We start from the raw sequence: 25,675 nt of genomic DNA on the forward strand, positions 1-25,675 counted from the left end.
TCCCCTCTTTTATATAATCTCACCAACAAGGTAATAAGTTTTTGATCCGATAATTTTTACATCCACAAATGTACCGATAAGACTTTCATCCCCTTGAATATGAACCAAATGATTATCTTTTAGACGTCCACTTACCCAGTCTGCTTTCTTATGGTTCACTTCTTCAACTAAAAGTTCATAAGTATTACCGATATGCTTTTTACTGTTTTTCAAGCTCACTATATCCATAGCCTCAAGAACCTTATTAAAACGCTCTTTTACTACTGATTCCGGTATCTGGTCTTCCATATTAGCGGCCGGTGTACCGGTTCTCTTTGAATAAATAAAAGTATACGCTGTATTATACTCAACTTGATGTATCACATCAATAGTATCTTCATTATCTGCTTCTGTTTCACTCGGAAAGCCAATAATCAAGTCGGTTGTTATGGCTACGTTCGGTATTTTTGCTTTGATTCTGGATACTAAATCCAGATAAGATGCTTTGGTATAATGTCGATTCATAGCTTTTAAAAGTCTGGAACTTCCGGATTGAATGGGTAGATGAACATGATGACAGATTTTCTGTGAAACCGACATGACTTGAATAAGGTCATCTGACAGATCTTTGGGATGGGGTGTCATAAAACGAATACGTCTTAAACCTTCAACCTTCTCCACCTCATGAATAAGTTCTGCAAAAGTCATCGGTAAATCAAGGCCGGTACCATAGGAGTTAACATTTTGACCAAGGAGCATGATTTCCACCACGCCGTCTTCTACCAGTTCTCTAATCTCTTTTAGTATATCTTCCGGATGACGGCTCCGTTCTCTGCCTCTGACATAAGGTACTATACAATAGGTGCAGAAGTTATTGCAACCATACATAATATTAACCGATGCTTTGAAACGATGCTTTCTAATGGTTGGGAGATCTTCAATGATTTCCTTATGCGCATCCCATATATCATAAACTGCACTACCACTATCTAGTCTGGTTTCAAGTAATTCAGCCAACTTATATAGGTTATGAGTACCAAATACCAAGTCAATATGCTTGTGTTTCTTTTTTAATTCCTGGATAACCGTTGGCTGTTGCATCATACATCCACATAGAGCAATCATCATCTCAGGTCTTTTTCTTTTAATGCTTTTCAAGTGACCGATACGTCCATATACCCTTTGTTCTGCATTCTCTCGAACGGCACAGGTGTTATAGATGACAAAATCAGCCTCTTGCTCAAAAGCCGCTTCTCTATAACCGATATCTTCAAGTATGCCTTTAATCATTTCCGAATCATGGGCGTTCATCTGACATCCGAAAGTCGTGATAAAATAGGTCAGCTCCCTATCTTTCAATCTATGCTTAAGCTTTTCAATAATGGCCTTTTGCCTTAGTGTTTCCTCGTGGCTAAGGGCCACTGAACCTGTTCTCTTCAATTCATTCACCTCAAAGTATTTCTATATTTACGGTCATTGATTATTGCGTTGGTGATTCTCAATTATATATTGTTTAAGTAAGTTCAACTAGAGTCCTGACCCTTAACCATTATATATGAATATAGGATTTATGTGAAGGGTCAATTGCACCCTATCTTTTACATGTCTTTACAAATTATTAGATTTGTACTAGAGTATAGACAGTAACGTATTTTCGATAAACATGCAACCCTGTTGACCCGAGCACTCATAGCATGAACCTACCTTGATTTTACCTGTTTTGAGAAAAATTAAGGGCTTGCTATAAAAAGAGGATTATTTATGTTGGTTATTAAAGATATCATAAACACATCGGAATATGAAGCAAATCATTGTCTTTTTGAGCCGGATACCATGGCCTTTGATATAGAAACCACCGGATTTTCTTCAAAATATGCCACCATCTATTTGATTGGTATGGTCTATTATGACAAAATGAAGAGTGCATTGATTCGTGAGCAATGGTTTTGTGAAAAAGCCAGTGATGAATATGAATTGCTTTTCAATTTTAATGCTCAACTCAAAAAATACAATCGTATTTACCATTTTAATGGAGATCAATTTGATTTACCCTTTATAAAAGGAAGAATGGCCTTATACAAAATAAGTTGTCCGGGTTATATCAGTTTTGATCTTCTCAAAATTCTTCGACCTTTCAAAAAAACTTTAGGACTTGATAATTTAAAACTCAAAACAATGGAAAAGTATTTTGGATATAATCGCCATGATCCTTTTAGTGGTGGCGATTTAATTCAGGTTTACGAAGCTTATCTAGATACAAAGGATGAGCCGCTGCTTCAAACCTTACTTTTACATAATTATGAAGACCTACTAGGTCTTGTTGACCTTATATCACATATGCCTTTATTTAAACTCTTAAAACAAATGAAAGAAGATTCTATAATGATTAATGAGATTTATGGTTATGAAGATGAGGATGAGAATGATTATGTTATAAGGTTTCCCATATCTGATCAGATTAACCATGACGTTCATCTTAGCCTCTATCAACTGGGCATTCATTATCCATTATGTACATTAAGAATACCCCTTAGACGTGACACTTTGAAGTATTACTTCCCTAATCCGAAAGACTATTTCTTCTTAACCACGGAAGGTTATGCTGTTCACAAAAGTGTGGGCAAATATGTGGATCCCAGTCATAAAATACAAGCAACCAAAGAAAACTGCTACATTCTTAAAAAAGGGTGTTTTCTACCTGCTTATAAGCACCTTGATCTAGCAATGAACTGCTATTATGAGAATTATACGGATATACAGGGTTATGTTTGTTTAGATGATTTGGCAAGTGAAGATGATCTTGTTCTATATGCTAAAAAGTTGTTGACACTGCTGTAAAAATATTCTATAAAAGAGGTTCAACAAAAAAGTCTCTAAGCGTTCTTCCACTTAGAGACCCTAATTGACACATTAACAACCTATATTTCGCCTGTTTTTTTATAAAAGAAAGACTTATTGGTTTCAAAGCCATACTTTTGAGACTGAATGATTTGTTCTGTACTACCCACAAATAAGATGCCTTCCTTTTTCAGCGCTTTATTGAACTTATTATATATATCACTTTTAGCCTCTTCTGTAAAATAAATAAGAACATTACGGCAAACAATTAAGTCCAAATGATCCGGATACGCATCTTTGAGTAAATTATGTTCCTTAAAAGTAATGCATTTTTTTATGTCATCACTGACACGAAAGGATGCACCGATTTTCTCAAAATATTTGTCTTTGAATGCTTTAGGTACACCGGCAATACTTTTTTCATTATATATGCCTTCCCTTGCCTTAGACAGAATCTGCTTATCAATATCTGTTGCAATGATTTGAATCTGATTCAACGGTATGAATTTGCTAAGGACCATGGCCAGAGAATAGGGTTCGTCTCCTGTTGAACAAGCTGCACTCCATACCTTAATACGTTTACCAAATTTATCAAAAATATAAGGAAAAATCTCTTTTTCAAGGACTTCCCACTGGGCTGTATTTCTAAAAAACTCCGAAACATTAATTGTCAAATAATTAATGAACTCCTCATATACTTCTTTGTTATTTTTCAGCTCTTTCACATAAGCATCGTAATCAGAAACACCATTTTTTTTAATTAATGAATCTATACGCCTCTTCATTTGTCTTTCTTTATAGGCATTCAGGTCTATTTTCGTCAATGACAATATTTCTTTTTTAAAACTTTCATAATCTTTAATCAAAGCATTGTCTCCTTGTCAGTTATTATATTCGACACCTTGTTAAAGAAGTAGGGAAACCCTAATAGTAAGTACAACAAACTTGCCGGCATAACCAGCAAGTTTGTCATCATTGTTCTATAAAACTTAAGCTTCTTCTGTCGTTTCAGCTTTCACTTCTTCTGCTCCAGATGCTTTTACTTCTTCTTTATCAACAGCTTCTGTTGAAACTTCTTTTGAATCCTCAACTTCTACCGTTTCTTCTTTGTCTTTTTCTTCTCTTTCAAGTTCCAGACCTTTTATCGATAGACTGATTTTCTTCTCATCCAAGTTAAGATCCGTAACTTTAGCTTCAATCACTTGATTAACTGTCAAAGCGTCTGAAGGCTTTTCAACATGTTTTATAGAGATTTGAGATACATGTAGAAGTGCATCCACACCTTCTTCTAGCTCTATAAAAGCACCAAAGTCCGTCATTCTTGCAACGCGACCGGTTACAACATTGCCTACAGCGTATTTATTGGCTGCATCGTTCCATGGATTCTCTGCATCAAATTTCATGGATAAAGAGATCTTCTTTTTCTCTTGATTAATGTTAATAACACGTACACGCACTTTTTCATTGATCTTAACAACTTCTTTTGGTGACTTAACACGTCCCCATGAAAGCTCAGATATATGAACCAATCCGTCAACACCATCTAGATTAACAAAAACACCATAATCTGTAATGTTCTTAACAGTACCTTCAAGTACAGCACCCACTTCAAGGTTCTTAAAGATTTCTACTTGCATGCTGCTCTTCTCTTTTTCAAGAAGGATTCTTCTGTTACCAATGATTCTTCCTTTTTTCGTGTTAAACTCTGAAATAATAAACGTTAACTCTTGGTCTTTAAATTCAGATAAGTCACTCACATAGGAGTCAGAAACCAAAGAAGCCGGAATAAATACCCTTACTTCATCAATAATCACTACAAGTCCACCTGCAAGAACCAAAGAAACTTTTGCGGTAACTTCCTCACCTGATTTGTATAATTCTTCTACCCGTTTCATTCCATCTTCTGCTTTTAGACGCTTGTAAGTCAATAAGACCTGACCTTCACCATCATTTACTCTAAGTACTTTGGCTCTGATTTTGTTCCCTACAGTTACCAAATCGCTTAGGTTCACAGTTGGGTAATTGGAAAATTCACTCTTAGGGATGATACCATCTGACTTGTAACCTATATTGACATAGATTTCATCGGCGTTTACACCAATGATTGTACCTTCAATAATTTCACCTTTATGAATTGAAATTAAAGATGCTTCCAGCATTTCTGCAAAGCTTTGTTCATTCTCATTCTGCATTTCTGACATTCGAAATGACCTCCTTGATAAGTTTCTTAGGAGTTGATGCTCCTGCCGTTATTCCAACTAAGGAATGTCCTTTTAGAACGTTCAACTCAAATTCTTCTATAGATTCAATGTGATATGTAAGGTCACATTGTTCTTTACATATTTCATATAGCTTGATTGTATTCGAGCTATGTTTACTACCAATCACCAACATAACATTAACATTCTTTGCTATTTCCAAGGCCTCTTTTTGACGTTCAGAAGTGGCCTTGCATATTGTTTCGTTTATAATAACACGAAATTTTAATTTTTGCAATCGAATCAAAATTTCTTGATATAATCCAATATTAAAGGTCGTTTGTGCCACCACTTCATACACAATATTCATATCAAATGGTATTTCCTCTATTTGTGAAACATTTTCAATAATATATACCGGTTGCTGGCACCATCCTTTTATACCCATTACCTCAGGATGATTTTTGTTTCCAACTATTATGATATGACGACCTTCTAATGATGCTTTTTCTACACAATTATGAATTGTTTTCACATATGGGCAAGTTGCTTCTATCATACCAAACCCCGAGTCAGAAATCAAATTTTGTTCCGCTTTACTGATGCCATGGCTTCTAATTACCACTTTTCCATGGGGCAAATGTCCCAGTTCATCTAAATCATGAATAACTTTAACACCTTTGGATATCAATTCCTCAACCACTTGATTATTGTGAATGATTGGTCCATATGTATAAATAGGTTCATTGCCTAGACCATCATACACTTTTTTCAGAGCCCTGTCTACACCAAAACAAAAACCCGCTGATTTTGCCATGATTATTTCCAACCCATTACCTCTTTTCAATGATTTTCTTTATTTCGTCCACCACATCATTAATACTCATATTGGATGTATCTAGCATATGGGCATCTTTCGCTTGTACTAAAGGTGCATGTTCTCTGTTCATATCCCTATGGTCTCGTTCTTTTATCTCATCTGCGATTGTCTGTAGATCTGCGGATGCCTCTTTTTCTATGAGCTCATCGAACCTTCTCTTCGCTCTTATCATGACATCTGCACTCAAAAATATTTTTACTCTTGCATCGGTTAACACATGCGTTCCAATATCTCTGCCATCCATGACCAAGCTCGTTTTTTTTGCCATCTCTTGTTGCATCTTGACCATTTTTTTTCGTACAGGAAGATAGGCTGATACTTTAGAAGCGCCTTCCCCAACCGATTGTTGCCTTATTTTTTGTGTTACATCTTCCTCATTTAAATAAATATGTTGTGTATCATCTTTATACGCAATTCGTATATTTACCTGACTCAAAGCTTCGACAACAGCACTTTCCACATTAAGATTAATATCATGCTCCATCATATAAAGCGCTACCGATCGATACATTGCACCAGTATCCACATATACGATCTCATAGTCTTTTGCCAATCTTTTTGCAATGGTACTTTTGCCTGCTCCTGCAGGACCATCTATAGCAATAGTTAATATATCATTCATCCTATTACCCCTTCTTTGTAAGTCAGGTCTAAGCGTTTTTGCATCTCTCAAGTATACGTGTTTTATGTCTTTTTGTAAAAGATTTTTTTCAACATGCATAAGAATTCGAAGGCATTTATTTAGACTATTTACCACATACATCTCCTGAACACACAAAAGACTGGCACAAGTTATACCCATATTTCGGGCCGCGACTGCAGGATAAATCTGAGTCAAATCTTTGGTTGCTGAAAAAACAATGGATATAATCTCATCGTCTTCTAAATTGTTTTCTTCAATAATTGACTTAAGCATGAACTCAGTACCTTCTAAAATCGCTTCTTTTGTATCTTCTTCAACTGTAATTGCGCCTCTAATTGCAATCATCATAATCTCCTAACTCTTATCTATAGAAATACCTGCTAAGTAAGCGGTGGAAAAAGCAATCTGTAGATTAAAACCACCGGTCAAAGCATCCAAGTCTAAAACCTCACCAACAAAGTATAAATGGTCAACTATTTTAGAGCCCATTGTATTGGGGTTAATTTCTGTAACATCCACACCACCTTGAGTAATAATTGCTTCATTATAGCCTCTTTTTCCACTAACCGTCATCGGTAGGGCTTTTAAGGTTTCAAGAAGCTTAAGCCTTTCAACCTTCGTAATCTGATCCACTTTTTTTTCCGGATCAATACCGGATAATAACACAACTATAGGAATCAACTTTTTGGGCAATAGGTCTGCCAATGCGTTTTCAAAATTTTTTCTATTATACAGCTCAAAGTCTTTTAGTAGACGCAAGTCCATTTGCTCTATGGTTAATTTAGGTTTTAAGTCAATAAAGGCTTGAATAGGATAAGGTAAGTCTTTCAAATAACTAGACCCTGTTAGAACCAATGGGCCTGAAATACCAAAATGTGTAAAAAGCATTTCTCCAAAACCACGATATAGTAATTTGTCCTTAGTTTTTAATATAAGTTCAACATTTTTTAGCGAAAGACCTTGAAGTGTCTTAACCCATTCTTCTACAATGATTAGGGGTACAAGTCCTTGTTCCTGCCTTATTATTGTATGACCCGCATCTTTAGCAAATAGGTAACCGTCACCGGTAGCACCGGTCATCTGATAGGATATACCGCCTGTAGCAACGATAACATCCTCTGCTTCAACAAACAAATCATCTAAATAAACACCTTTAACACAACGCTTTTCTATGGCTATCCCAGTTACTTTAGATTTTAAACGAACATCTACTTTCAAATCCTTCATCGCATTCATAAGTGCATTAATAACATCCGAAGACTTATCCGATTGAGGAAATACTCGGTTACCTCGCTCGACCTTCGTTTCTAAACCAATTTCATTAAAAAATCGAACGACACTTTCACTATCAAAAGTATAGAAGCTGCTGTATAGGAATTTGGGATTCGTGACCACTTGCTTAATGAGTGCTTCCACGTTCACCTCATTGGTGAGGTTGCATCTGCCTTTTCCGGTGATATAGAGTTTTTTTCCTAACTTTTCGTTTTGTTCCATTAAGGTCACATCATGACCTTCTCTAGCTGCCATAATGGCAGCCATCATACCGGCCGGTCCACCACCAATAATTATGACTTTTTTCATACTCACACCTAAAACTTATCAGATCGTAGATTAAGATTATACCCAATGTTTAAATCATCATCATTATCATACACCTGATATTCTGTCCATATCTGTTCAAGATTGCCTAATGCTTCGACAACCACATCCTTCTTTTTAATGCATAAAGCAACGATAAGTGCATTAATTAGACTGAGTGGTGCAACAAGAGAATCTACAAAAGAAGCCATATCACTTCTGGCAATCAATGCGCAATCTGCAAACTGTATCATAGGTGAAAGCAAGCTGTCTGTAATGGTGATAACGCCAGCGTTTCTGGTTTTGGCAAATTCCATAGCCTTTAAAGTGCGTTTAGAATATCTAGGAAAGCTTATGCCGATTACCACATCTTCTTCTTTTAAACGATAGATTTGTTCGAACATTTCGCTAACACTGTTGGTATGTATTAATTTTACATTATCAAAAACAAGGTTAAAATAAAAACCCAAAAAATTGGCTAAAGTTGCACTGCTTCTAACACCTATGATATAGATGGTTTTTGCTTCTAAAATCATATCAACCGCCTGATCAAAGACAGCCTCTTCAATTTCTTCTAATGTATACTTAATCTTATCTGCATCGGATTGCAAGACCGATCTTAGAACATGAGATTGATCAATACGATCGGATGTCACTTCCACTCTTTGAATAGAGGTTAATTTTGTTTTGACCAATTCTTCCAAAGCTCTTTGGAGTTTTGGATATCCATCATAACCAAGTTCATTGGCAAAGCGTACAACTGTAGACTCACTAACACCAACGATTTTACCTAATCTGGCCGCAGTTAAAAAAACCGCCTTTTCATAATGATCTATAATATAATTGGCAAGCAATTTCTGACCCTTGCTAAACTTTGAATAATTACTGTTAATTCGCTTTACTAAGTCATTTTGTCCATTCATATTTTCCTCTTTTCTAGACCATTTAGTCTATTAACGTCCATAAATTACTAAGTATTCATTGGTGATTAGAGTGTCAAATCCAAGCTTAATACACTTGACGTCTTAAGCAATATTTGCTTCAAAAACTTTAATACAATTCATTTGTCAAACAAATGAATTGTATTAAAGTTTTTCCTTCATTTATTATAAACCAAAGCCACAACAATTACAATTGTTATTTATAAATAGAGTAAAGGCATCGAAACTTTACAGGTTACATTGACACACATATAAGAATATAGTATATTTAGGCGTTCAATCATATAGTTTTGACATTTTAATCATATATGATGACACAAAAGAAAGATTCAGCTACCAAAAAGGTGACTGAATCATCTTTGTTTTATACAGGATAAACTTTGTTATCTTTATCAGCTACAGTCATATCTACTTTTGTCAGCTTTGCATCTCTGTGATTAAAATAATCTACTGCGACTTGAGGGAACAAGGCATAAGACAATACGTCTTCATCTTGCTTGATATATGCACTGGCTTCTTTTCTTAGTTTATCGATTTCCGGTGCTATTAAATCTGCCGGACGACAAGTAATCTGTTTTTCATCACCGATGATCTGCTTTACAATCTCCGGTGATATGGCAACCGGTGTTCGTCCATACTCACCTTTCACCAGAGCTTTGGACTCTTTTGTAATCATTTTGTACCGCTCTCCACCCAAAACATTTAGAACTGCTTGAGTACCAACAATCTGGCTGGTCGGTGTTACCAATGGCGGATACCCAAAGTCAGCTCGAACCCTAGGCATTTCTTCTAGCACTTCTGCAAAACGGTGTTCAGCATTTTGCTCCTTAAGTTGAGAAACCAGATTTGATAACATACCACCCGGTACTTGATATAAAAGGGTTTTAATATTAACACCTAATACTTTTGGATTCATTAGACCGGAATCAAGAGCTGCATCACGCATAGGTCTAAAATAATCTGCAATCTCTGCCAATAATTCTTGATCAAATCCGGTATCAAAAGGTGTATTTCTAAAAGATTCTACCATGACTTCTGTTGCCGGTTGTGCCGTTCCAAGGGCAAATGGCGATATTGCTGTATCTATAACATCACATCCGGCTTCAACCGCCTTCATATAAGACATGGATGCAACACCGGAAGTATAATGTGAATGGATTTGTAAAGGTAAATCCACATTTGCTTTTAGGGCTTTGACCAGTTTTTCGGCTTCATAAGGCACAAGTAGGCCGGCCATATCTTTAATACAGATGGATTTTGCCCCCATGGATTCAAGTTCTTTGGCTAAATCGGTGAAATAGTCGATTGTATGTACTTTGGACAACGTATAGGCAATCGCCACTTGGGCGTGTCCACCTTCTTTATTTGTGGCATCGATAGCTGTTTTTAAATTACGAGAATCGTTCAGGGCATCAAATATTCTAACAATATCAATCCCATTGGAAATCGCCTTCTGAACGAAATATTCAACCACATCATCTGGATAATTTCTATAACCTAGAATGTTTTGACCTCTAAGGAGCATTTGTAATTTGGTGTTTTTAAACCCATCTCGCAAACTTCTAAGACGCTCCCATGGATCTTCTTTTAAAAATCTTAAAGAGGCATCAAAAGTAGCACCCCCCCACACTTCCATAGAATGATAGCCTACTTTATCCAATTTCCGAATAATGGGAAGCATATCTTCTGTGGTCATCCGTGTTGCAATCAATGATTGATGGGCATCTCTAAAAATTGTATCTGTAATTTTTATTGGTTTTTTTATCATGTCTGCCATATTTACCTCCTTGGTCCATTATTATTATTATTATTAAGCTGTTAAAAATAAGGATAAGAATACACCTGCTGCAACCGCCGAACCGATGACACCTGCCACATTAGGTCCCATGGCATGCATAAGCAGAAAATTGCTTTTATCTTCTTCTTGACCGACTTTTTGAACAACTCGAGCCGCCATCGGCACTGCTGAAACACCCGCCCCACCAATAAGAGGATTAATCTGCGTCTTGGACAATTTATTCATCAGTTTAGCAAGTAAGACACCTGAAGCCGTACCAAAGGAAAAGGCAACCAATCCAAGTAATAGTATTCCAAGGGTTTCAAAGTTAAGAAAAGCTTCAGCACTGGTTGTTGCACCAACGGTGATCCCAAGAAATATAGTAATGACATACATTAAAGCATTAGAAGCTACTTCTGCCAATTTTTCCGTAACTCCGGATACTTTGATTAAATTACCAAACATTAGCATACCTATTAAAGGCGCTGTCGTAGGTAGAATCAAAATGACCAAAATGGTAACGACAATTGGGAACAGTATTTTTTCTGTATGAGATACAGGTCTTAGTTGCTTCATTTTAATTTTTCGTTCTTCCTTGGTTGTTAATAACCGCATAATCGGTGGTTGTATAATCGGCACCAGAGACATATAAGAATATGCCGCTACCGCTATAGGTCCAAGCAAATGAGGGGCCAGTTTTATCGCTGTATATATGGCGGTTGGACCATCTGCACCGCCAATAATGGCAATGGCTGCCCCTTCTTTAGGACCAAAGGCAAAAAATTCAGGAAAAAATTCACCTAACATAAGTGCCCCGAAAAAGGCTAAGAAAATACCAAATTGTGCAGCGGCACCTAAAAGAAAACTTTTTGGATTGGCTAACAAGGGACCAAAGTCGGTCAAAACACCAACACCCATAAATATAAGCGGTGGAAATATACCCAATTTATTCCCGTAATAAAGGTAATATAATAAACCTCCCGGGATTTCTTTAGCCTGAGATAGAATATAGGCTACGGTTTCCGGACCGTCTGCTGCAAAGGTTGCAGCCGCTTCAATCTTTGTTCCTGCAAACTCAAATACCGTTCCATCCGGAAGGGGTATTTGAGTCATAGCACCTTCCATAATAAAAGTAATCGGAAGATTAACAAGCAACATACCAAAAGAAATCGGTAACAGCAATAAAGGCTCATAGCCTTTTTTTATAGCCAAGTACATAAGGGTTAAGGATACGACAATCATAATCAAATTCTTGTAACCCATATCAGAAAAATTTTCTACTAACCAGTATAGACCAGAACTGTGGATGAAATTAGCAAAGGCCTCAATAAGTTTTTCCCACATATTCAATGAACCTCCTTGGCCTAATTAAGGGTTGCAATTAAGTCGCCTGCATCCACTGATTGTCCAATAGCAACATGAACAGATGCTACCGTACCTGCAGATGAAGCTACAATCTCGTTTTCCATTTTCATCGCTTCAAGAACGGCGATGACATCACCTTCTTGAACTTTCTGATTTTGAGTAACCTTCAAAGCTACGATTTTACCTTGCATCGGTGCTTCAACTGAAGTACCCTCCACCGCTACTGGTGGGGAAGATGTTGCCGGCTTTTGAACCGGCGCTGATGAAGTTTGTGCCGGTTGGCTTGTTCCTTGCGGTTGTACTCCACCATTTGTAATTTCTTCTACATCTACCTCATAAGTATTACCATTCACTGTCACTTGAAATTTTTTCATAATCGGGCTCCTATCTTCGATTCCATAAAGTATTGGTCTGATTAATTCTTCTAAAAGATCTGACTTGTAATTGATCACTTGACCTTTCCATGCTTGCAGCAATGGCTGCAACAATGACTGCAATCAATTGAGCATCGTCATCATCTGACACCTCAGGTATCAAATGTTCTGTATCATTGGTTTGACTTTTCTCTGGCTGTGATGTCTTCTTAACCGTTGATTTAAAAAATTTTGAAAGATTAATGTTATTAATATATTTGAAAAGACTGATTACAATCGCAATGAGTACAAGCACCAAAAAAACTGTACCCACACCATTAATGGTTCCAACCAAGCCTTCTTCCAGCCATTCTGCCATATTCATTCACCACCTTAAACAGATCTATGTTTACGTTCTGGACTAAGCACATATTTGGTATACAACATCTCTAGTGCTGCAATCAGTCTTTTACGTGTTGCTGTCGGTTCTATGATGTCATCAATATAACCTCGACTTGCCGCTTTATATGGCGACATTTGTTCTTCTTGATAAAGCTTTGTTTTTTCTTTAATCACTTCCGCTGCAATCGTTGAAGTTTCTATTTCTTTTGAATACATAATACGAACAGCTGATTCCGCGTCCATAAAGGATACCTTAGCCTTTGGCCAAGCAAAGACAAAATCAGCACCAATATGTTTGCTATTAAAAGCAACATAAGCAGATCCAATAGCCCTATTGGTCAAAACACTTATTTTAGGGACCGTTGCATGAATAAAACTGCTCATCATCTTTGCCACGTATTTGGACTGGCCTGCTTGTGTTTCTTCAAGACGCGCTGTATATCCAACCACATCTACTAAAGTCACTAACGGTATTCCAAATGCATCAAGCTTGTCCACAAACTCTGCGATTTTTTGACACCCTCGTAAACTGATTCTTCCATCTTCTTCAGCTGCTTGGTTTGCAATCAAACCAACCGTCATATTACCAAGCTTGCCTAGCCCCAAGGTTATGTCCTTACCATATTCACTTTTTAAGGGCATGAAGCTACCAACATCTGCAATGGCAGCCAAAGCTGCGCTTCCGTCAAGCCCATCCTTTATGTCCGCGCTAAAGCTAGGTATCAGACGGTTCAAATCATCGCCTGTGCCACCGTAAGGTGCTTCTTCTTTATTATTAGAAGGAAGGAGTTCTATAAGGGTTCTTATACCGTTCAAAAGTTGTGTCTCGTCTTCAAACACCACATCAATCATACCGGATTCTTTTGCATTAAAAGCGGAACCACTTAACGTATCATTCGATGCTTTGGTATGGTCCAAAGTATTGGCACTATTTAAATACAAGGATGTTGACTCTTTCTTCATAAAAGTGAAGTCAGCCAATGAAGGTATCAAAGCGCCGTTGCCACCACAAGTCCCTAAAACAGCCATGATTTGGGGTATAACACCCGATGCCATGGATTGCTTAATAAATATCTGTCCATACCCTTCTAGGGCGTCTGTACCTTCTTGCAGGCGCATGCCGGCAGAATCTAATAAGCCTACGATCGGTGCGCCTGTTTTGATTGCAAGGTCATATAATGCTACAATCTTTTTTGCATGCATTTCCCCAAGCGAACCACCAATCACGGAAACATCCTGACTAAATACATACGTTAAGCGTCCTTCCACCGTACCATAGCCGGTCAAAACGCCGTCAGCAGGTGCTTCTATGGTCGTCATGTTATAGTCTGTCTGTCGTGGTTTAACAAAAGCACCTATTTCTACAAAAGAATTTTGATCCAATAATAGATCAATACGATCTCGTGCAGTACTGCGACGGTTAGTGAGTTTTTCCAAATCTTGCTGCATACTCATGCATTAACCTCCAAATATAAAGTTGCATTTATTTAAAGTATTTGACAACATACCATTTTATGAAATCGGTGGTTATATTGCATAAGTATTTTAAATAAACACAAGGATTTTGTGTGTAATATACCAAGTTCCAACGACTATTATTGTAACTCAGCCCTACTAAAATAGCAATAGGGTTTGTAATTTTTTTAACGATATATGGCTAAAGGGTCAAAATTAAAAAAAGCCGAGACCGCCTCTACCATCCTTAAAGTTGCTTCAGATAGTTGATTTCATCTCGGTTTAATGGACGGTATTGTCCGTATTTAAGACCTGCCATCGTGATTGTACCAATAGCTGTTCTTTCAAGGGCTACAACGTTGGAACCTACGGCTTCAATCATTCTTCTGATTTGTCTGTTTTTTCCTTCTTGTAAGATGACTGAATAGACTTGATAACGACTTGAATCTTTAATGAGCTTCACTTTACAGGGTCTTGTTTTCTCACCGTCAAGATTAACACCAGCCCGTAACTTTTTCACGTCATTTTCTGTAATAGGTGGTTCGATTTTTACTTCATAATGCTTTTCAATATCATGTTTTGGATGGGTTAGCTTATAAGTCAGCTCACCATCATTGGTCAGAATAATCAAACCGCTGGACATATAGTCTAACCTGCCTACCGGATATAATCTGTGATGGCTTTTAATCATATCCACTACATTTGTACGATTTTTCTCATCAGAAGCTGTGGAAACGACCCGAACAGGCTTGTGAAGTAAAAAGTATTCTAAACGTTCAACTTTTTTCAAATCTTTATTTTTATAGGTAACCACATCTTCTAGAGGATTAATCTTTATACCCATTTCTCTTACGACATGCCCATTAACTTTGATTTCGCCATTAGAAATAAGTTTTTCAGCGGCTCTTCTAGATGAAATACCTGCATCGGCAATGTATTTTTGTAGTCTAATTTCCATTGTTTCCTACTTTCTTAGAACCTTAAGGTTCTTCTACAATCAACACCAACTTATCCAAATCAATGCCCTTGCCTTCATCTGCTTGATCTACTTCATCTACGAGATCCGGATAAACTTCTGATACATCCTCCTGTGGTAATGAAAGTTGCATCTCTTGTTCAACTTCGTCTTTAAGATGGCTTAAGGCTTCTGCCCCAATCTCCGGAAGCTCTTTTACAGATTGCAGACCAAACCCTCTCAAAAAATCTTTAGTCGTACCAAAAAGAATTGGTCTACCAGGGACTTCTAGGCGCCCAACCTCACAGACAAGATTGTACTCAATAAGCTTATTTACCGCGTGATTCGAATTAACCCCTCTAATGGCTTCTACCTGAGCGCGTGTAACCGGTTGTTTGTAAGCAACAATAGATAAAGTCTCTATCAATACATCCGTTAAAATGAATTCCTTTAGCTTAAAATTAATTTTCTTAACATGCTCATAATATTCTCGCTTGGTACACATCTGAAAGCTCTCATCGATTTCAATGAGCATAACACCACGTTCATGTTCATCGTATTTATCTTTCATATTCAACAGGACGTGATAAACATCCTCCACAGAGAGTTCTATGGCTTCTGCTATTTTTCTTGTGGGCACCGCCTCACCCATAGAAAAAAGTATGGCTTCAATGGCTGCTTCAGTTTTACTAAAATTCATGTTTTTTCCTTCTTACATAATATTTTTAAGACCACTTCTTAAATGCTTTTGCTTTTTGGATATGGGATTTTAAACAAATCGAATAATAAGGTCATCAAAAACTTCCGTTTGAATAACTCGTATACTGCCCATTTTCATCAACTCTAGTACGGCAAGAAAAGTAACAATCATTTCTACTTTCGTACTTAGATTATCTAATAAATCTGCGAAACTAAGAGAACTATAATTTTCTCTTAAGTTCAGTAATTGTTCAATCTTTTCTTGTACTGTAAAAGCCTCTTTTTTAATATCACCAAAATGACTTCTAACCACATCCATCTTGTCTTCATTCCTCTTAAGAACCGATTGAAAAACTTGATATAATTTCCCAAAATCGATGGACTCAAGTAGAGCTGAAGTATCTGGTGCTTGAGTATAATTCTTCACTTCCTCCGGTATACTTGCTTCTTTGAAAAGAATCTTGTCTGCTTGATTATGACGTTCCTTCAAATCCATGGATATCATCTTATATTTACGATATTCCAGAAGCTTTTCTACCAAAACCGCTCTTGGATCTTCATTCTCTTCTTCATCTTCTTCATACTTGGGTAATAGCATCTTCGATTTAATATTAATCAAAATGGCAGCCATCTCAATGAACTCAGACATAACCTCCATCTGACCTACTTCCATATGACGCATATGCTCCAAATACTGCTTGGTCACCACCACTATGGGTATATCATATATATTTAATTTGTTTTTATCAATAAGATGCAGTAAAAGATCCAAAGGACCTTCAAAATTATCCAGTTTAACTGATAGGACCATATTTTTCTCCTATACCATTAGATTAAGAATTGGGTTCAGAATCTCTCTTGCAAGTATTTCTACGATATTAAAAGCAATCATCAGTATAAAACCGGCATGAATGTATCGCTGATTTTGGATGAGTTTAAAATAGTTATTAGGTGAAAAAGAATATATTATCTTACTCATATCCAGCGGAGGTACAGGAAACAGGTTCACCAAGAAAATAACCATATTAAAAACCACCAGTTTATAAGCACCATATATAATGAATGGATTCGCTTTGACCTGTATCAAATAATTGAAGATTGGCAACATAAACAACATAAATAGAAGACTGGCCAGCTGACCCGATAACATTAAGGGTAATAGGCTTCTTTCTTTGTCTTTAAGTCGATTTGGGTTGTATTCAAAAGGCTTTTGCCATCCAACACCAAAGGTTGAAAAAGCAAAAAGAATTAGGCCAATAGGATCAATAAACTTGGTTAGTTTAGGTATCACCATGGTTTTTTTTCTATAGATGGGATGGGTTAGGAAATGAGCGGCAAAAACTTTTGGTACTTCGTGAGCCACCATAACCATAACACCACACAAAGTATTGATGATCAATCGTATTATTAATATCGTCATGTTTAATCTCCTAAGTCATCACGTTCAAGATTTTGGGTTCAAAATTCTACCCATAAGCTATTTTACTAATAAATCACGGAAATAGCAAGGGATAAGTCCTACCTAAAGAAGCTTGGCGCAATCAGCTATGTTTTAAAGCTGAATGTTAGAGTATGACTTTTCTAGAGAAGACCAAAAAGCCTCTTTAGAGGCTTTTTGGTTACAATGTTTTATTTCAATAGGCACTTTATGAGTTTGGGTTTTTCATAAGCTTCTTTTTGTTGAGTAATCGCATCCAAAAATCTTGTTTCTGAAAGCAATGATTTTTCTTCGTCATTGGCATATACCAATGCAATTGTATCTCCTTTTTCAACAAAATCACCCAGCTTCTTTTTGAAAACATATCCAACCGATAAATCAATAGGGCTATCTTTGGTCTCACGCCCGCCACCTAACATCATCGTCGCAAATCCGATTTCCTCTGTTTCAATGTGAGCGATGTAACCGGTATCTCTGGCTAAAACCTTGCGAATGATGCTTGCTTTCTCAAAAAGTTCCGGTTGATCAACATAAACGGTATCGCCACCTTGAGCTTTAACAAATTCTTTGAACTTAGCAAGCGCTTGACCGGATATTATGGTTTCCTTAAGCATGGACCTGGCCTCATTTTCATCTTCTGTAAGCTTAGATAAGAGTACCATTTGTGTTCCTAGTTCTAAGCATAAGGTCATCAAATCCTCAGGGCCATTACCCTTTAAAGTCTCTATGGCTTCAATAACCTCTAAGGTATTACCTACAGCACAGCCTAAAGGCTGATTCATATCCGAAACAAGGGCTATGGTTTCACGTCCATAACCGTTTCCAATATCGACCATAGCCTTCGCCAGCTTAATGGCATCCCCTTCATCACGCATAAAGGCACCTGAACCGGTTTTTACGTCCAGTACGATGGCATCTGCACCGGAAGCAATCTTTTTACTCATGATGCTACCGGCAATCAATGAAAAACTGTCAACGGTGGCGGTAACATCACGTAAAGCATATAGCTTTTTGTCTGCCGGAGCAAGATTGGCGGTCTGCCCTGCTATCGCCATCTTAATGGTATTAACATTGTTAATAAATGCTTCTTCTGACATATCTGTATTAAAGCCTGCAATGGCCTCCAACTTATCGATTGTTCCGCCTGTATGGCCAAGACCTCTCCCGGACATTTTTGCTACCGGTATACCTAGCGCCGCAACCATTGGCGCCAATACCAACGATGTCTTATCGCCAACGCCGCCTGTACTGTGTTTATCCACTTTGATACCATCAATCTTTGAAAGATCCAACATATCACCGCTTTTTGCCATTGCCAGGGTTAATGCCAATGTCTCATCCTTGTTCATCCCCTGAAAATAAATGGCCATTAACAAGGCTGACATTTGATAATCCGGTATAGCACCTTTTGTAAAGCCTTCCACCACATAGTTGATTTCTAGATCTGTTAATATTTCACCTAATTTTTTCTTTTCAATGACGTCATACATTCTCATAGTCTCATCTCCATTGTTTCAATATTTGTTAAAGCTAATGCCATAGTTCATTGTCCGTTGTCCGTTGCATGTAATGACATTATATCATATTTGTTTCACTTTGAAAACAGCGAACCTATGCAATTGCATAGGTTCGCTGTTTAGATTAGTTATCACTATACTCAATAACCGGTTTAGATTTTTTAGGCTTTTCATGGGTATAACTGTAACCCTTTTTATAATAGTCATAATAGTCATTTCGCTTCATATCCACTTTACTGATTAAAATACCCAACATATTGGCATCGATTTTCTTAAAAGCTGCTATGGCTTTATGCACTGTGCTTTTCTTTGTTTCATTTGCTGCAATCACTAGAACAACACCATCGATCATTCTGTTGAGAACAACCGCATCTGTTACACTTAGAACTGGCGGTGCATCGATTAAAATCATATCATACTTTTTTCTTGCCTCAAGGACAATCTCCTCAAGTGCTTTTGATCCTAACAATTCTGCCGGTGACGGTGGTAAGGGACCTGCTGTTAATACATCTAGTAATGGAACTTCTTCAATCTGATGAACCGTATCTTCCAAAGTCATTTTTTCCGACAACATATTCGTAATACCTGGACTTTGGTTGATCCCAAACACACTATGTACTCTGGCGCGGCGTAAATCACATTCAACTAACAAAGTTTTCTTACCATCTAGGGCAAAACTTGTCGCAATATTGGATATACTTGTCGTTTTACCTTCTTCTGAAACAGATGAGGTGAACATAACCACTTTTTTTTCTGAATCTACCTTCATATATTTCAGATTACTTCTAAACATTTTATAGCTCTCAGCCGCTAAGGACTCCGGTTCATTGACGCTAATTAGATCTTTGCTAATCATGTTGTCCTCCCTTCACCTTTGAACTTAGGGATGACACCCAGTACCGGTATGCCAAATTCATTTTCTACGTTAGATTCATCTTGTATGGTATTGTTCATTGCCATTTTAAATAAGATTAAACCTACAGCCACCATCGCGCCAATCATTGCTGCTATCAAAGCGTTCATCGTAGCATTAGGACTAATTGGTGATGTTGGTATAATGGCATAATCTACAATCTGAATATTTTTTACACCAACTATTGTTTCAGCTTTTTCTACCAAGACCTGAGAAAAACGGTTAACAATTTGTGTGGCTCTCTCAGGTATAGGATCTTGATAAGTAATATTCATAAACCTAGACTCTGTGATAATATTAATGTTGAGATGATCAATAACTTCATTCCTTGTCGTCTTTAATTCAAGGTCACTAATAACTTCTTCTGTAACCAATCTGGTTTTTATGAGTTCCCTGTAATCCACAACAAGTTTACTGTCTAGCTGAAAATCACCAAGACTAATTCCCGTTATAACATCGTTTTCTTTACCAATAAACAAGGTGGACTCCGCCTTATATATAGGTACAACATAAGTAATCGTTGCGTAGTAAGAAGTACCTCCAGCAACAATCATAAACAATAAAATCAACCACCAATTTGAAATAACACCTCTTAAGAGCTCAATCAAATCAAGCTCTTGATACGTTTCATTCATGTTCATACCCTACTCTCATCATCTTCTTGTAAGACATTCTAGTTTAATAAATGTACATACTTGTTGTATAGTTCTATCGCTTTACCAAGTTCTGCTTCAGACAGGTTTGCTCTTAGGTAAGCTTTTGCTTCTTCTTCTTTTTTAGCCGACAAACCACCTTCTGCTAAGCTAAACAAATAGTTTGTATCCAACCGATTGTATATACCTGCACCGGCACTCAAATCGGAATCTGCTATTTGATCCTTATGTGTATGAATCTTCTCGTTAACCCATTGGTCCTTGACAACTTTCTCCGTGATGACTTCCCCATCACTCAAAGGCACCGTCTCCAGATCAAAAAAATCCACTTCCTCATCGGGTAAAGCATCCGCTGAATCATCCTTAATTATAGCTGTCGTATCCGAAGATAAAATAATAGCTGTTTCTTCTTCTGTATTTGTCTCTAATTGACTTTTGTTCAATTGTTGTATTTCATCTAACAAGTCTTCTAGTTCCTTTGGATTATTATCCATGTGCTCATCCCACATTGCTTCATAATTTTCCCGCAGTTTCTGCTCTTGCATTGCTAGAAGTTCTTGCTCAAACTGCATTTTCAAATCTTCCAAATCTAAGTCCTGACTTGGACTTTGATTTGACATGACAAATGGGATACTAAAGCCAATCACAGCACACAAACTTAATAGGCCAAGGCCAATCACAATCTTCTTTAACATTACCTTAACCTACTCTCTTACTCCGTTACCGTTTCTCCTTCTGTATCATTCGCTTTAATCACGACAACCGTTTCTATATGTGTAGCCATTCTATAGAGCATAACAACTGCTTCCGCTCTGGTTGCAAATCTTTTTGCCTTGAAGTTTTTCTTACCATCTTCGTCATATCCTTGAATAATACCCAATTTAGCAGCAAGGGCAGAACCTTTTTTCGACCATGCTTCAATAAGGTCTTTATCCTCATAATCATTTAGTAAGACATCAATCTCTTCATCTGTGGGTTCTTCTACTTCTCTGGACTCTAACACGCGACTAATCATTGTTGCCATTTCTTCACGCGTTACTTTTTGATGTGGCTTAAAAGTATTATTACCATAACCCGTTATAATGCCACTTTCAGCTGCCGCTCTCAAATCATCATAGAACCAATCAGAGGACATGATATCTTCAAATTCATTCACTTCTGTTGTTGGTATGAGTTCCAGCATTCTAGATAACATAGAGGCAAATTCAGCTCTTGTCACAAACCCGGAAGGATCAAACCTCGTTTCAGATTTACCTTTGATAATACCAAAAGCAAATAAGGATTCTATGGCTTCTTTTGCCCAGTCAAACCCGAAGGTATCTAAAAATGTAGGTAAGGCTAAAGCTATATCTTCGTCCAGTAAATCAACTGTTGGTTTACCACCACCGCCACCAGCCGTTCCACCACCAGCTCCGCCACCAGTAACAAGACGTACAAATCCGAATCTATTGAAATATTTATAGAGTTGATTTCTGTCATTAGGTGAAGCTGTGTTATAAAAATCAACAAAATCTTGTAGACCATCTAACACTGTGTCAGCATGATCTATACCATCTTTTAGTTTTGAATTGGCAATGGTAATTATTTTTTGAGCTTCTGCTCGATCAAGGGTGAAGCTTCCATTTGGTGTTTGCGCTACTAAAAAAGGAACGGAAATACCGAGTGAATTCAAAAGTAATGCGTCATTTAATAAATCAAACAACTTGTCCATTCTAGCAAATCCGGCATCTAAGGCTGCTATATTGGCACCTGCCGCCTCCAGAGCCGCTCTAAAATCACTTTCCCTAGCTTCAATGGAAGCTCTAAAAGCAGCTTTATCTGCAGGTCTATTGGGATTAGGACTTAGGCCTAAGTATTCTTTGAGTTTTTTCTCATCATATGTTTCCACCATAATGTAGTCAACAAACACTTCCATAGCTTCTAAGGACACGCCAAAGGACTCTAATCGATCTTGTTGTCCACTGGTTAGGCCGTTAAACGCTTTTTCATAAGCTTCTAACATATCTTCTTTTTCGTCCACTTTACGAATAACTGCTATAAGATCAACAAACTGATCCTTATGTTGTAAATCAAAAACATGGTCTACAAATGCTGTCACTAGATCCGGATCCGTCGACTCCGCTCCAAATACCTGCACCGCAAATAAATTAAGTAACATGGTTAATGCCATTAATGTTGCTAATATCCTCTTCATTTTTATACTTCCTTCCATCCTCGTCATGATTTATGAATATGTTGCCCCTTATTATACTGAATCTCTATCTCTATGACAGTATAAGTCTTATTTCATTACATATAGTTAGAGGGTCAAAACTATGTTTCTCTACTATGAACTTTAAAGTTATGACACTTTTACTAACCATTATATTATACTAAAATAAACACGTTAATACAATGTATTTTAAGTATGTCTATATTTTTTACTCAGATATAAAATAAATTTAATCAACATAAGTATTAATAAGCATATTATCGTTCCGACTGTAGCGCCAAAACCATCTAAAACCACGTCATCCAGAGAAGACGTACGTCCAATAAAACTTTGACGGAATTCATCCATAACAGCAATCAAAGTCGGCAGGCTTATGCCAAGAATAAATGCAAGATGATAACGTCTATGGTAATAATAGGCCAGTAATGTGACCATAAAACCTAAAACAAGATAAATACCCACATGAGCACTCTTTCTTATAAGTGAATTCGATGTCTCATATTGACCTTGTAAGACGATATTTTTAAAAAAATAAACAGCCTTTTCATAGATTATTGTTTCTGTAAAGTCAAGATGATCATCCAACGTATAAAATACATCTACTGCGCCCCTAGATTGCCAATTGGATGTATTGGGCGGCTGAGATGAAAAATAAAAAATCAGACCAATCCATCCCATAACAAATAGCCCCAACAGGAGCAATATATATGGATGTCTCATTTTCTTTTGCTGATGATGGTTTTGATTCTTATTCACGTTACACCTCTGTTTTCTAGCTATTGTGCCTGGTTATGAGTCTCTTTATTAGTAAAGTAGAGGCATGGAGGATAAGAAGTAAATCAACTGTGATACAAGTATTGCTATAAACACGCCACCTATAATATCCGACGGGTAATGTAGACCTGCCATAACTCTAGAAAAACCTGTTAAGACAGCCAATAATATTCCAATGCTACCTATTAATGGATGAACCCACATCATCGCTATTGCTATTGCAAACGCAGATGTACCGTGCTTACTTGGAAAAGAGGCCCCTTTCTCATGAGTAATCAAAGGCTTAATATCAAAGGTTTCAAAAGGTCTTTTTCTCTTAATGAATCGCCGAAGGATCATAACTGAGAGTAAAGACATTGCCGGTCCTATTACATAGGGTATAAGCATGAGGTCTTTAGTTATCAATAGCTGTAAAAGAAAACTACCATATATAACTAAAAAAAATCTAGATGAATAGACAGCAATAAACTTCATAACATATGCAACTTCTTTGTTTTTCATCTGACCCATTAGTAAAAAAAATATTTTTTCATCAAGAATCTTCATGTTTGACTCCTAAAATCCGAACAAAAAGTGTGATTTTCACGATCTGTTCCATTAAGTTATACAAACCACTTTAAACCAAGCGCTTAGAAATCATAGGTAAAAGTTAAACTATTAAACCTTTTTAATTAGTTCTTCTTTTATTAACCTATCCAACAGTTCTAACAAATCAACTTCACAAGTAACCCTGTCAACATCATACTCTTTCATCAACAATATAACGAGCTCCTCTACTAGCAAAGGTTGTTCAATCAATTCCCAAACACGCGTCCCTATAAGATCTAAGGTATAGTATTTGCCTTTTTTCTCGCTCATCATACCAAGTTCGCCATCCATTATGGTTGTTGATATATCCTCGAGTCTGATGATTCTATCCGTTAATTCAAGTTTTTTAATGGTCATCTTGCTTCCTCCCATTTTCATGCTATCTCTATCATTATAGTCCTAATATTGTTCAAGTGTCAAAATGAATTTTCTCTAAACGCACACACTAATAGCTGATACACTCCTAACTATATATTGTATGTAAAAGTTCAACCATATAGTTTTGACATTTTAGCCATAATTAATTCCATTTGTCGATTCAATGAAAAACCATGAATCGGTCTTGTAATTCTATATACTTTAATGATTTTTGCTATAGATGTGCCATACCTAAAATGCTCTTGTGCTAAACCCATCGCACCAATCATTTGTACATTATATGTGTTAGCAATAACACACCTAAGCTTCTCGCCACCAAATAATTCTTCTAATATAACTTCATTTTCACCCGCATCCACGTGTGTGGTTATTTCAAATAGAGCAACTAAAGGTGTCGGTTTCTTTTGAAATTCATCTTTTATCGGTATCAGAAACTTATCTTCATCCGGTATTTTTTCTAGACCAAGAGTATTGATTTCCAAAAACTTGGCAGTATCAATTGTAACTTTTTGAACAGGAAAGCCGTGATGTGCATACAGCCCTTTAAGCCAGTTATCATTTAGAGCGACTAAATCATCAGAAATCAATTTATAACCAGCCAATCTAAAGGCTATACCTAATGAAGACTTACCGGCACCAGAATGCCCAGATACAATAAAAGATTTGTTCCCTAAGCTAATACAACTACCATGTAATGAAAATCGACCACGTTGCATAAGTATTATCGGTAATAATAATCCATATAAATACATTTTTACTAAAGTATAATTTGGATTTTGATAAAGTTTATAGATGATTTTATTACCATTTTTCACATGGAAACAACCAATGCCTTCAATTCTAGTTAAAAATTCTTTCTCATTTGTCTGAAATAAAGCATGTTTTTTATTTGTTTCTTTAAGAAATTCTGGTACTTCTCCTTTAGCTATGGTTAAATCTGTTTTTCCACTATTTGGAATAAGTTCTTCTAATACAAGTTCTGAAGATAGATTCAATCCATATATCAAATAGTTGTTCGCTTTGATTTCTGAATGGTTCGTCATAATAATATACCATTAACCTTTCACCTGAAATACCTAAGAATATAGCTTTTTATGTCTATGCTAAAGTGTCAAAACTAAGTTTCACTAAATTCGCCT

26 protein-coding genes and 1 pseudogene are annotated in these 25,675 nt (G+C 36.8%); 1 reads left to right on the forward strand and 26 read right to left on the reverse strand.

What is annotated here, in order from left to right; all coding sequences use genetic code 11:
- Positions 1–9 precede the first annotated feature (9 nt).
- On the reverse strand, positions 10–1,419 hold the full coding sequence (gene miaB / locus AC6F8J_RS05625) for a tRNA (N6-isopentenyl adenosine(37)-C2)-methylthiotransferase MiaB (RefSeq protein ID WP_500721648.1): 1,410 nt from the start codon (positions 1,417–1,419) through the stop codon (positions 10–12).
- A gap of 321 nt (positions 1,420–1,740) precedes the next feature.
- Here miaB and AC6F8J_RS05630 point away from each other — a divergent pair, with 321 nt between their 5' ends.
- Positions 1,741–2,817, forward strand: coding sequence for a ribonuclease H-like domain-containing protein (locus AC6F8J_RS05630; protein ID WP_500721649.1), 1,077 nt, complete (start codon positions 1,741–1,743; stop codon positions 2,815–2,817).
- Between the two features lie 80 nt (positions 2,818–2,897).
- Here the strand turns inward: AC6F8J_RS05630 and AC6F8J_RS05635 are convergent, their stop codons facing one another.
- The 25 genes and pseudogenes from AC6F8J_RS05635 to AC6F8J_RS05755 form a co-directional block, all read right to left on the reverse strand.
- On the reverse strand, positions 2,898–3,683 hold the full coding sequence (locus AC6F8J_RS05635; RefSeq protein WP_500721651.1) for a CheR family methyltransferase: 786 nt from the start codon (positions 3,681–3,683) through the stop codon (positions 2,898–2,900).
- Between the two features lie 123 nt (positions 3,684–3,806).
- A complete protein-coding gene (gene rpsA / locus AC6F8J_RS05640; RefSeq protein WP_500721652.1) occupies positions 3,807–5,018 on the reverse strand; it encodes a 30S ribosomal protein S1 in 1,212 nt (403 codons plus the stop codon).
- Complete coding sequence (gene ispH, locus AC6F8J_RS05645) at positions 4,999–5,844, reverse strand: 4-hydroxy-3-methylbut-2-enyl diphosphate reductase (protein WP_500721653.1); 846 nt, start codon at positions 5,842–5,844, stop codon at positions 4,999–5,001. Before ispH ends, rpsA begins: the two co-directional genes overlap by 20 nt.
- A 4-nt stretch (positions 5,845–5,848) precedes the next feature.
- Positions 5,849–6,517, reverse strand: coding sequence for a (d)CMP kinase (cmk, locus tag AC6F8J_RS05650; protein ID WP_500721693.1), 669 nt, complete (start codon positions 6,515–6,517; stop codon positions 5,849–5,851).
- Between the two features lie 30 nt (positions 6,518–6,547).
- Positions 6,548–6,886 (reverse strand): annotated as a pseudogene (gene aroH, locus AC6F8J_RS05655) (chorismate mutase); the annotation flags it as partial.
- A 6-nt stretch (positions 6,887–6,892) separates the two neighbouring features.
- Positions 6,893–8,119 carry an aminoacetone oxidase family FAD-binding enzyme gene (locus AC6F8J_RS05660; protein WP_500721654.1) on the reverse strand — a complete coding sequence of 409 codons (1,227 nt, stop codon included), beginning with the start codon at positions 8,117–8,119 and terminating at the stop codon, positions 6,893–6,895.
- An 8-nt stretch (positions 8,120–8,127) separates the two neighbouring features.
- On the reverse strand, positions 8,128–9,039 hold the full coding sequence (locus AC6F8J_RS05665; protein ID WP_500721656.1) for an SIS domain-containing protein: 912 nt from the start codon (positions 9,037–9,039) through the stop codon (positions 8,128–8,130).
- 382 nt (positions 9,040–9,421) lie between these two features.
- Positions 9,422–10,834, reverse strand: a complete 1,413-nt coding sequence (locus AC6F8J_RS05670) for an oxaloacetate decarboxylase subunit alpha (protein ID WP_500721658.1) — start codon at positions 10,832–10,834, stop codon at positions 9,422–9,424.
- Positions 10,835–10,867: 33 nt separating this feature from the next.
- Positions 10,868–12,097: a sodium ion-translocating decarboxylase subunit beta gene (locus tag AC6F8J_RS05675; protein ID WP_500721695.1), complete on the reverse strand. Its 1,230-nt coding sequence runs from the start codon at positions 12,095–12,097 to the stop codon at positions 10,868–10,870.
- Between the two features lie 101 nt (positions 12,098–12,198).
- Complete coding sequence (locus AC6F8J_RS05680) at positions 12,199–12,573, reverse strand: biotin/lipoyl-containing protein (RefSeq protein ID WP_500721659.1); 375 nt, start codon at positions 12,571–12,573, stop codon at positions 12,199–12,201.
- A 10-nt stretch (positions 12,574–12,583) separates the two neighbouring features.
- A complete protein-coding gene (locus AC6F8J_RS05685) occupies positions 12,584–12,931 on the reverse strand; it encodes an OadG family transporter subunit (protein ID WP_500721661.1) in 348 nt (115 codons plus the stop codon).
- Positions 12,932–12,945: 14 nt separating this feature from the next.
- Entirely contained in the window at positions 12,946–14,409 is a 1,464-nt protein-coding gene (locus tag AC6F8J_RS05690; protein WP_500721664.1) for a carboxyl transferase domain-containing protein, read from the reverse strand.
- A gap of 247 nt (positions 14,410–14,656) precedes the next feature.
- Entirely contained in the window at positions 14,657–15,367 is a 711-nt protein-coding gene (locus AC6F8J_RS05695) for a pseudouridine synthase (protein WP_500721665.1), read from the reverse strand.
- A 22-nt stretch (positions 15,368–15,389) separates the two neighbouring features.
- Positions 15,390–16,064 (reverse strand): SMC-Scp complex subunit ScpB, encoded by a 675-nt coding sequence (gene scpB / locus AC6F8J_RS05700; protein WP_500721667.1) that lies wholly within the window; start codon positions 16,062–16,064, stop codon positions 15,390–15,392.
- Positions 16,065–16,133: 69 nt separating this feature from the next.
- The gene (locus tag AC6F8J_RS05705; protein WP_500721669.1) at positions 16,134–16,874 is read right to left on the reverse strand and encodes a segregation/condensation protein A; all 741 of its coding nucleotides are present in this window, start codon (positions 16,872–16,874) and stop codon (positions 16,134–16,136) included.
- 9 nt (positions 16,875–16,883) lie between these two features.
- Positions 16,884–17,483 (reverse strand): zinc metalloprotease, encoded by a 600-nt coding sequence (locus AC6F8J_RS05710; protein ID WP_500721671.1) that lies wholly within the window; start codon positions 17,481–17,483, stop codon positions 16,884–16,886.
- Between the two features lie 209 nt (positions 17,484–17,692).
- Positions 17,693–18,997: a pyrimidine-nucleoside phosphorylase gene (locus tag AC6F8J_RS05715; protein WP_500721674.1), complete on the reverse strand. Its 1,305-nt coding sequence runs from the start codon at positions 18,995–18,997 to the stop codon at positions 17,693–17,695.
- Positions 18,998–19,142: 145 nt separating this feature from the next.
- The gene (locus AC6F8J_RS05720) at positions 19,143–19,874 is read right to left on the reverse strand and encodes a polysaccharide biosynthesis tyrosine autokinase (RefSeq protein ID WP_500721676.1); all 732 of its coding nucleotides are present in this window, start codon (positions 19,872–19,874) and stop codon (positions 19,143–19,145) included.
- Positions 19,871–20,566: a Wzz/FepE/Etk N-terminal domain-containing protein gene (locus AC6F8J_RS05725; protein ID WP_500721678.1), complete on the reverse strand. Its 696-nt coding sequence runs from the start codon at positions 20,564–20,566 to the stop codon at positions 19,871–19,873. The genes AC6F8J_RS05720 and AC6F8J_RS05725 overlap by 4 nt, the downstream gene beginning before the upstream one ends.
- 38 nt (positions 20,567–20,604) lie before the next feature.
- Complete coding sequence (locus tag AC6F8J_RS05730) at positions 20,605–21,279, reverse strand: hypothetical protein (protein ID WP_500721681.1); 675 nt, start codon at positions 21,277–21,279, stop codon at positions 20,605–20,607.
- Between the two features lie 17 nt (positions 21,280–21,296).
- Complete coding sequence (locus tag AC6F8J_RS05735) at positions 21,297–22,778, reverse strand: S-layer homology domain-containing protein (protein WP_500721684.1); 1,482 nt, start codon at positions 22,776–22,778, stop codon at positions 21,297–21,299.
- Between the two features lie 207 nt (positions 22,779–22,985).
- Entirely contained in the window at positions 22,986–23,552 is a 567-nt protein-coding gene (locus tag AC6F8J_RS05740; protein ID WP_500721686.1) for a VanZ family protein, read from the reverse strand.
- A 48-nt stretch (positions 23,553–23,600) separates the two neighbouring features.
- Positions 23,601–24,116, reverse strand: a complete 516-nt coding sequence (locus AC6F8J_RS05745) for a phosphatase PAP2 family protein (RefSeq protein ID WP_500721687.1) — start codon at positions 24,114–24,116, stop codon at positions 23,601–23,603.
- A gap of 111 nt (positions 24,117–24,227) precedes the next feature.
- Entirely contained in the window at positions 24,228–24,515 is a 288-nt protein-coding gene (locus tag AC6F8J_RS05750; RefSeq protein ID WP_500721690.1) for a PqqD family peptide modification chaperone, read from the reverse strand.
- A gap of 131 nt (positions 24,516–24,646) precedes the next feature.
- Positions 24,647–25,579 (reverse strand): hypothetical protein, encoded by a 933-nt coding sequence (locus AC6F8J_RS05755; protein ID WP_500721691.1) that lies wholly within the window; start codon positions 25,577–25,579, stop codon positions 24,647–24,649.
- Positions 25,580–25,675: the final 96 nt, after the last annotated feature.

It is taken from the genome of Petrocella sp. (assembly GCF_059865615.1).

What these genes read in the sequence shown, in the direction of transcription:
- AC6F8J_RS05720 (WP_500721676.1), bottom strand. Translation starts at nt 19,874, where the DNA reads ATGATTAGCAAAGATCTAATTAGCGTCAATGAACCGGAGTCCTTAGCG.
- AC6F8J_RS05705 (WP_500721669.1), bottom strand. Translation starts at nt 16,874, where the DNA reads ATGGTCCTATCAGTTAAACTGGATAATTTTGAAGGTCCTTTGGATCTT.
- AC6F8J_RS05745 (WP_500721687.1), bottom strand. Translation starts at nt 24,116, where the DNA reads ATGAAGATTCTTGATGAAAAAATATTTTTTTTACTAATGGGTCAGATG.
- AC6F8J_RS05750 (WP_500721690.1), bottom strand. Translation starts at nt 24,515, where the DNA reads ATGACCATTAAAAAACTTGAATTAACGGATAGAATCATCAGACTCGAG.
- AC6F8J_RS05715 (WP_500721674.1), bottom strand. Translation starts at nt 18,997, where the DNA reads ATGAGAATGTATGACGTCATTGAAAAGAAAAAATTAGGTGAAATATTA.
- AC6F8J_RS05680 (WP_500721659.1), bottom strand. Translation starts at nt 12,573, where the DNA reads ATGAAAAAATTTCAAGTGACAGTGAATGGTAATACTTATGAGGTAGAT.
- AC6F8J_RS05665 (WP_500721656.1), bottom strand. Translation starts at nt 9,039, where the DNA reads ATGAATGGACAAAATGACTTAGTAAAGCGAATTAACAGTAATTATTCA.
- AC6F8J_RS05675 (WP_500721695.1), bottom strand. Translation starts at nt 12,097, where the DNA reads ATGGGTTACAAGAATTTGATTATGATTGTCGTATCCTTAACCCTTATG.
- AC6F8J_RS05695 (WP_500721665.1), bottom strand. Translation starts at nt 15,367, where the DNA reads ATGGAAATTAGACTACAAAAATACATTGCCGATGCAGGTATTTCATCT.
- AC6F8J_RS05660 (WP_500721654.1), bottom strand. Translation starts at nt 8,119, where the DNA reads ATGAAAAAAGTCATAATTATTGGTGGTGGACCGGCCGGTATGATGGCT.
- AC6F8J_RS05735 (WP_500721684.1), bottom strand. Translation starts at nt 22,778, where the DNA reads ATGAAGAGGATATTAGCAACATTAATGGCATTAACCATGTTACTTAAT.
- AC6F8J_RS05685 (WP_500721661.1), bottom strand. Translation starts at nt 12,931, where the DNA reads ATGGCAGAATGGCTGGAAGAAGGCTTGGTTGGAACCATTAATGGTGTG.
- AC6F8J_RS05690 (WP_500721664.1), bottom strand. Translation starts at nt 14,409, where the DNA reads ATGAGTATGCAGCAAGATTTGGAAAAACTCACTAACCGTCGCAGTACT.
- scpB (WP_500721667.1), bottom strand. Translation starts at nt 16,064, where the DNA reads ATGAATTTTAGTAAAACTGAAGCAGCCATTGAAGCCATACTTTTTTCT.
- cmk (WP_500721693.1), bottom strand. Translation starts at nt 6,517, where the DNA reads ATGAATGATATATTAACTATTGCTATAGATGGTCCTGCAGGAGCAGGC.
- AC6F8J_RS05710 (WP_500721671.1), bottom strand. Translation starts at nt 17,483, where the DNA reads ATGACGATATTAATAATACGATTGATCATCAATACTTTGTGTGGTGTT.
- AC6F8J_RS05730 (WP_500721681.1), bottom strand. Translation starts at nt 21,279, where the DNA reads ATGTTAAAGAAGATTGTGATTGGCCTTGGCCTATTAAGTTTGTGTGCT.
- AC6F8J_RS05630 (WP_500721649.1), top strand. Translation starts at nt 1,741, where the DNA reads ATGTTGGTTATTAAAGATATCATAAACACATCGGAATATGAAGCAAAT.
- AC6F8J_RS05670 (WP_500721658.1), bottom strand. Translation starts at nt 10,834, where the DNA reads ATGGCAGACATGATAAAAAAACCAATAAAAATTACAGATACAATTTTT.
- AC6F8J_RS05725 (WP_500721678.1), bottom strand. Translation starts at nt 20,566, where the DNA reads ATGAATGAAACGTATCAAGAGCTTGATTTGATTGAGCTCTTAAGAGGT.
- AC6F8J_RS05755 (WP_500721691.1), bottom strand. Translation starts at nt 25,579, where the DNA reads ATGACGAACCATTCAGAAATCAAAGCGAACAACTATTTGATATATGGA.
- rpsA (WP_500721652.1), bottom strand. Translation starts at nt 5,018, where the DNA reads ATGTCAGAAATGCAGAATGAGAATGAACAAAGCTTTGCAGAAATGCTG.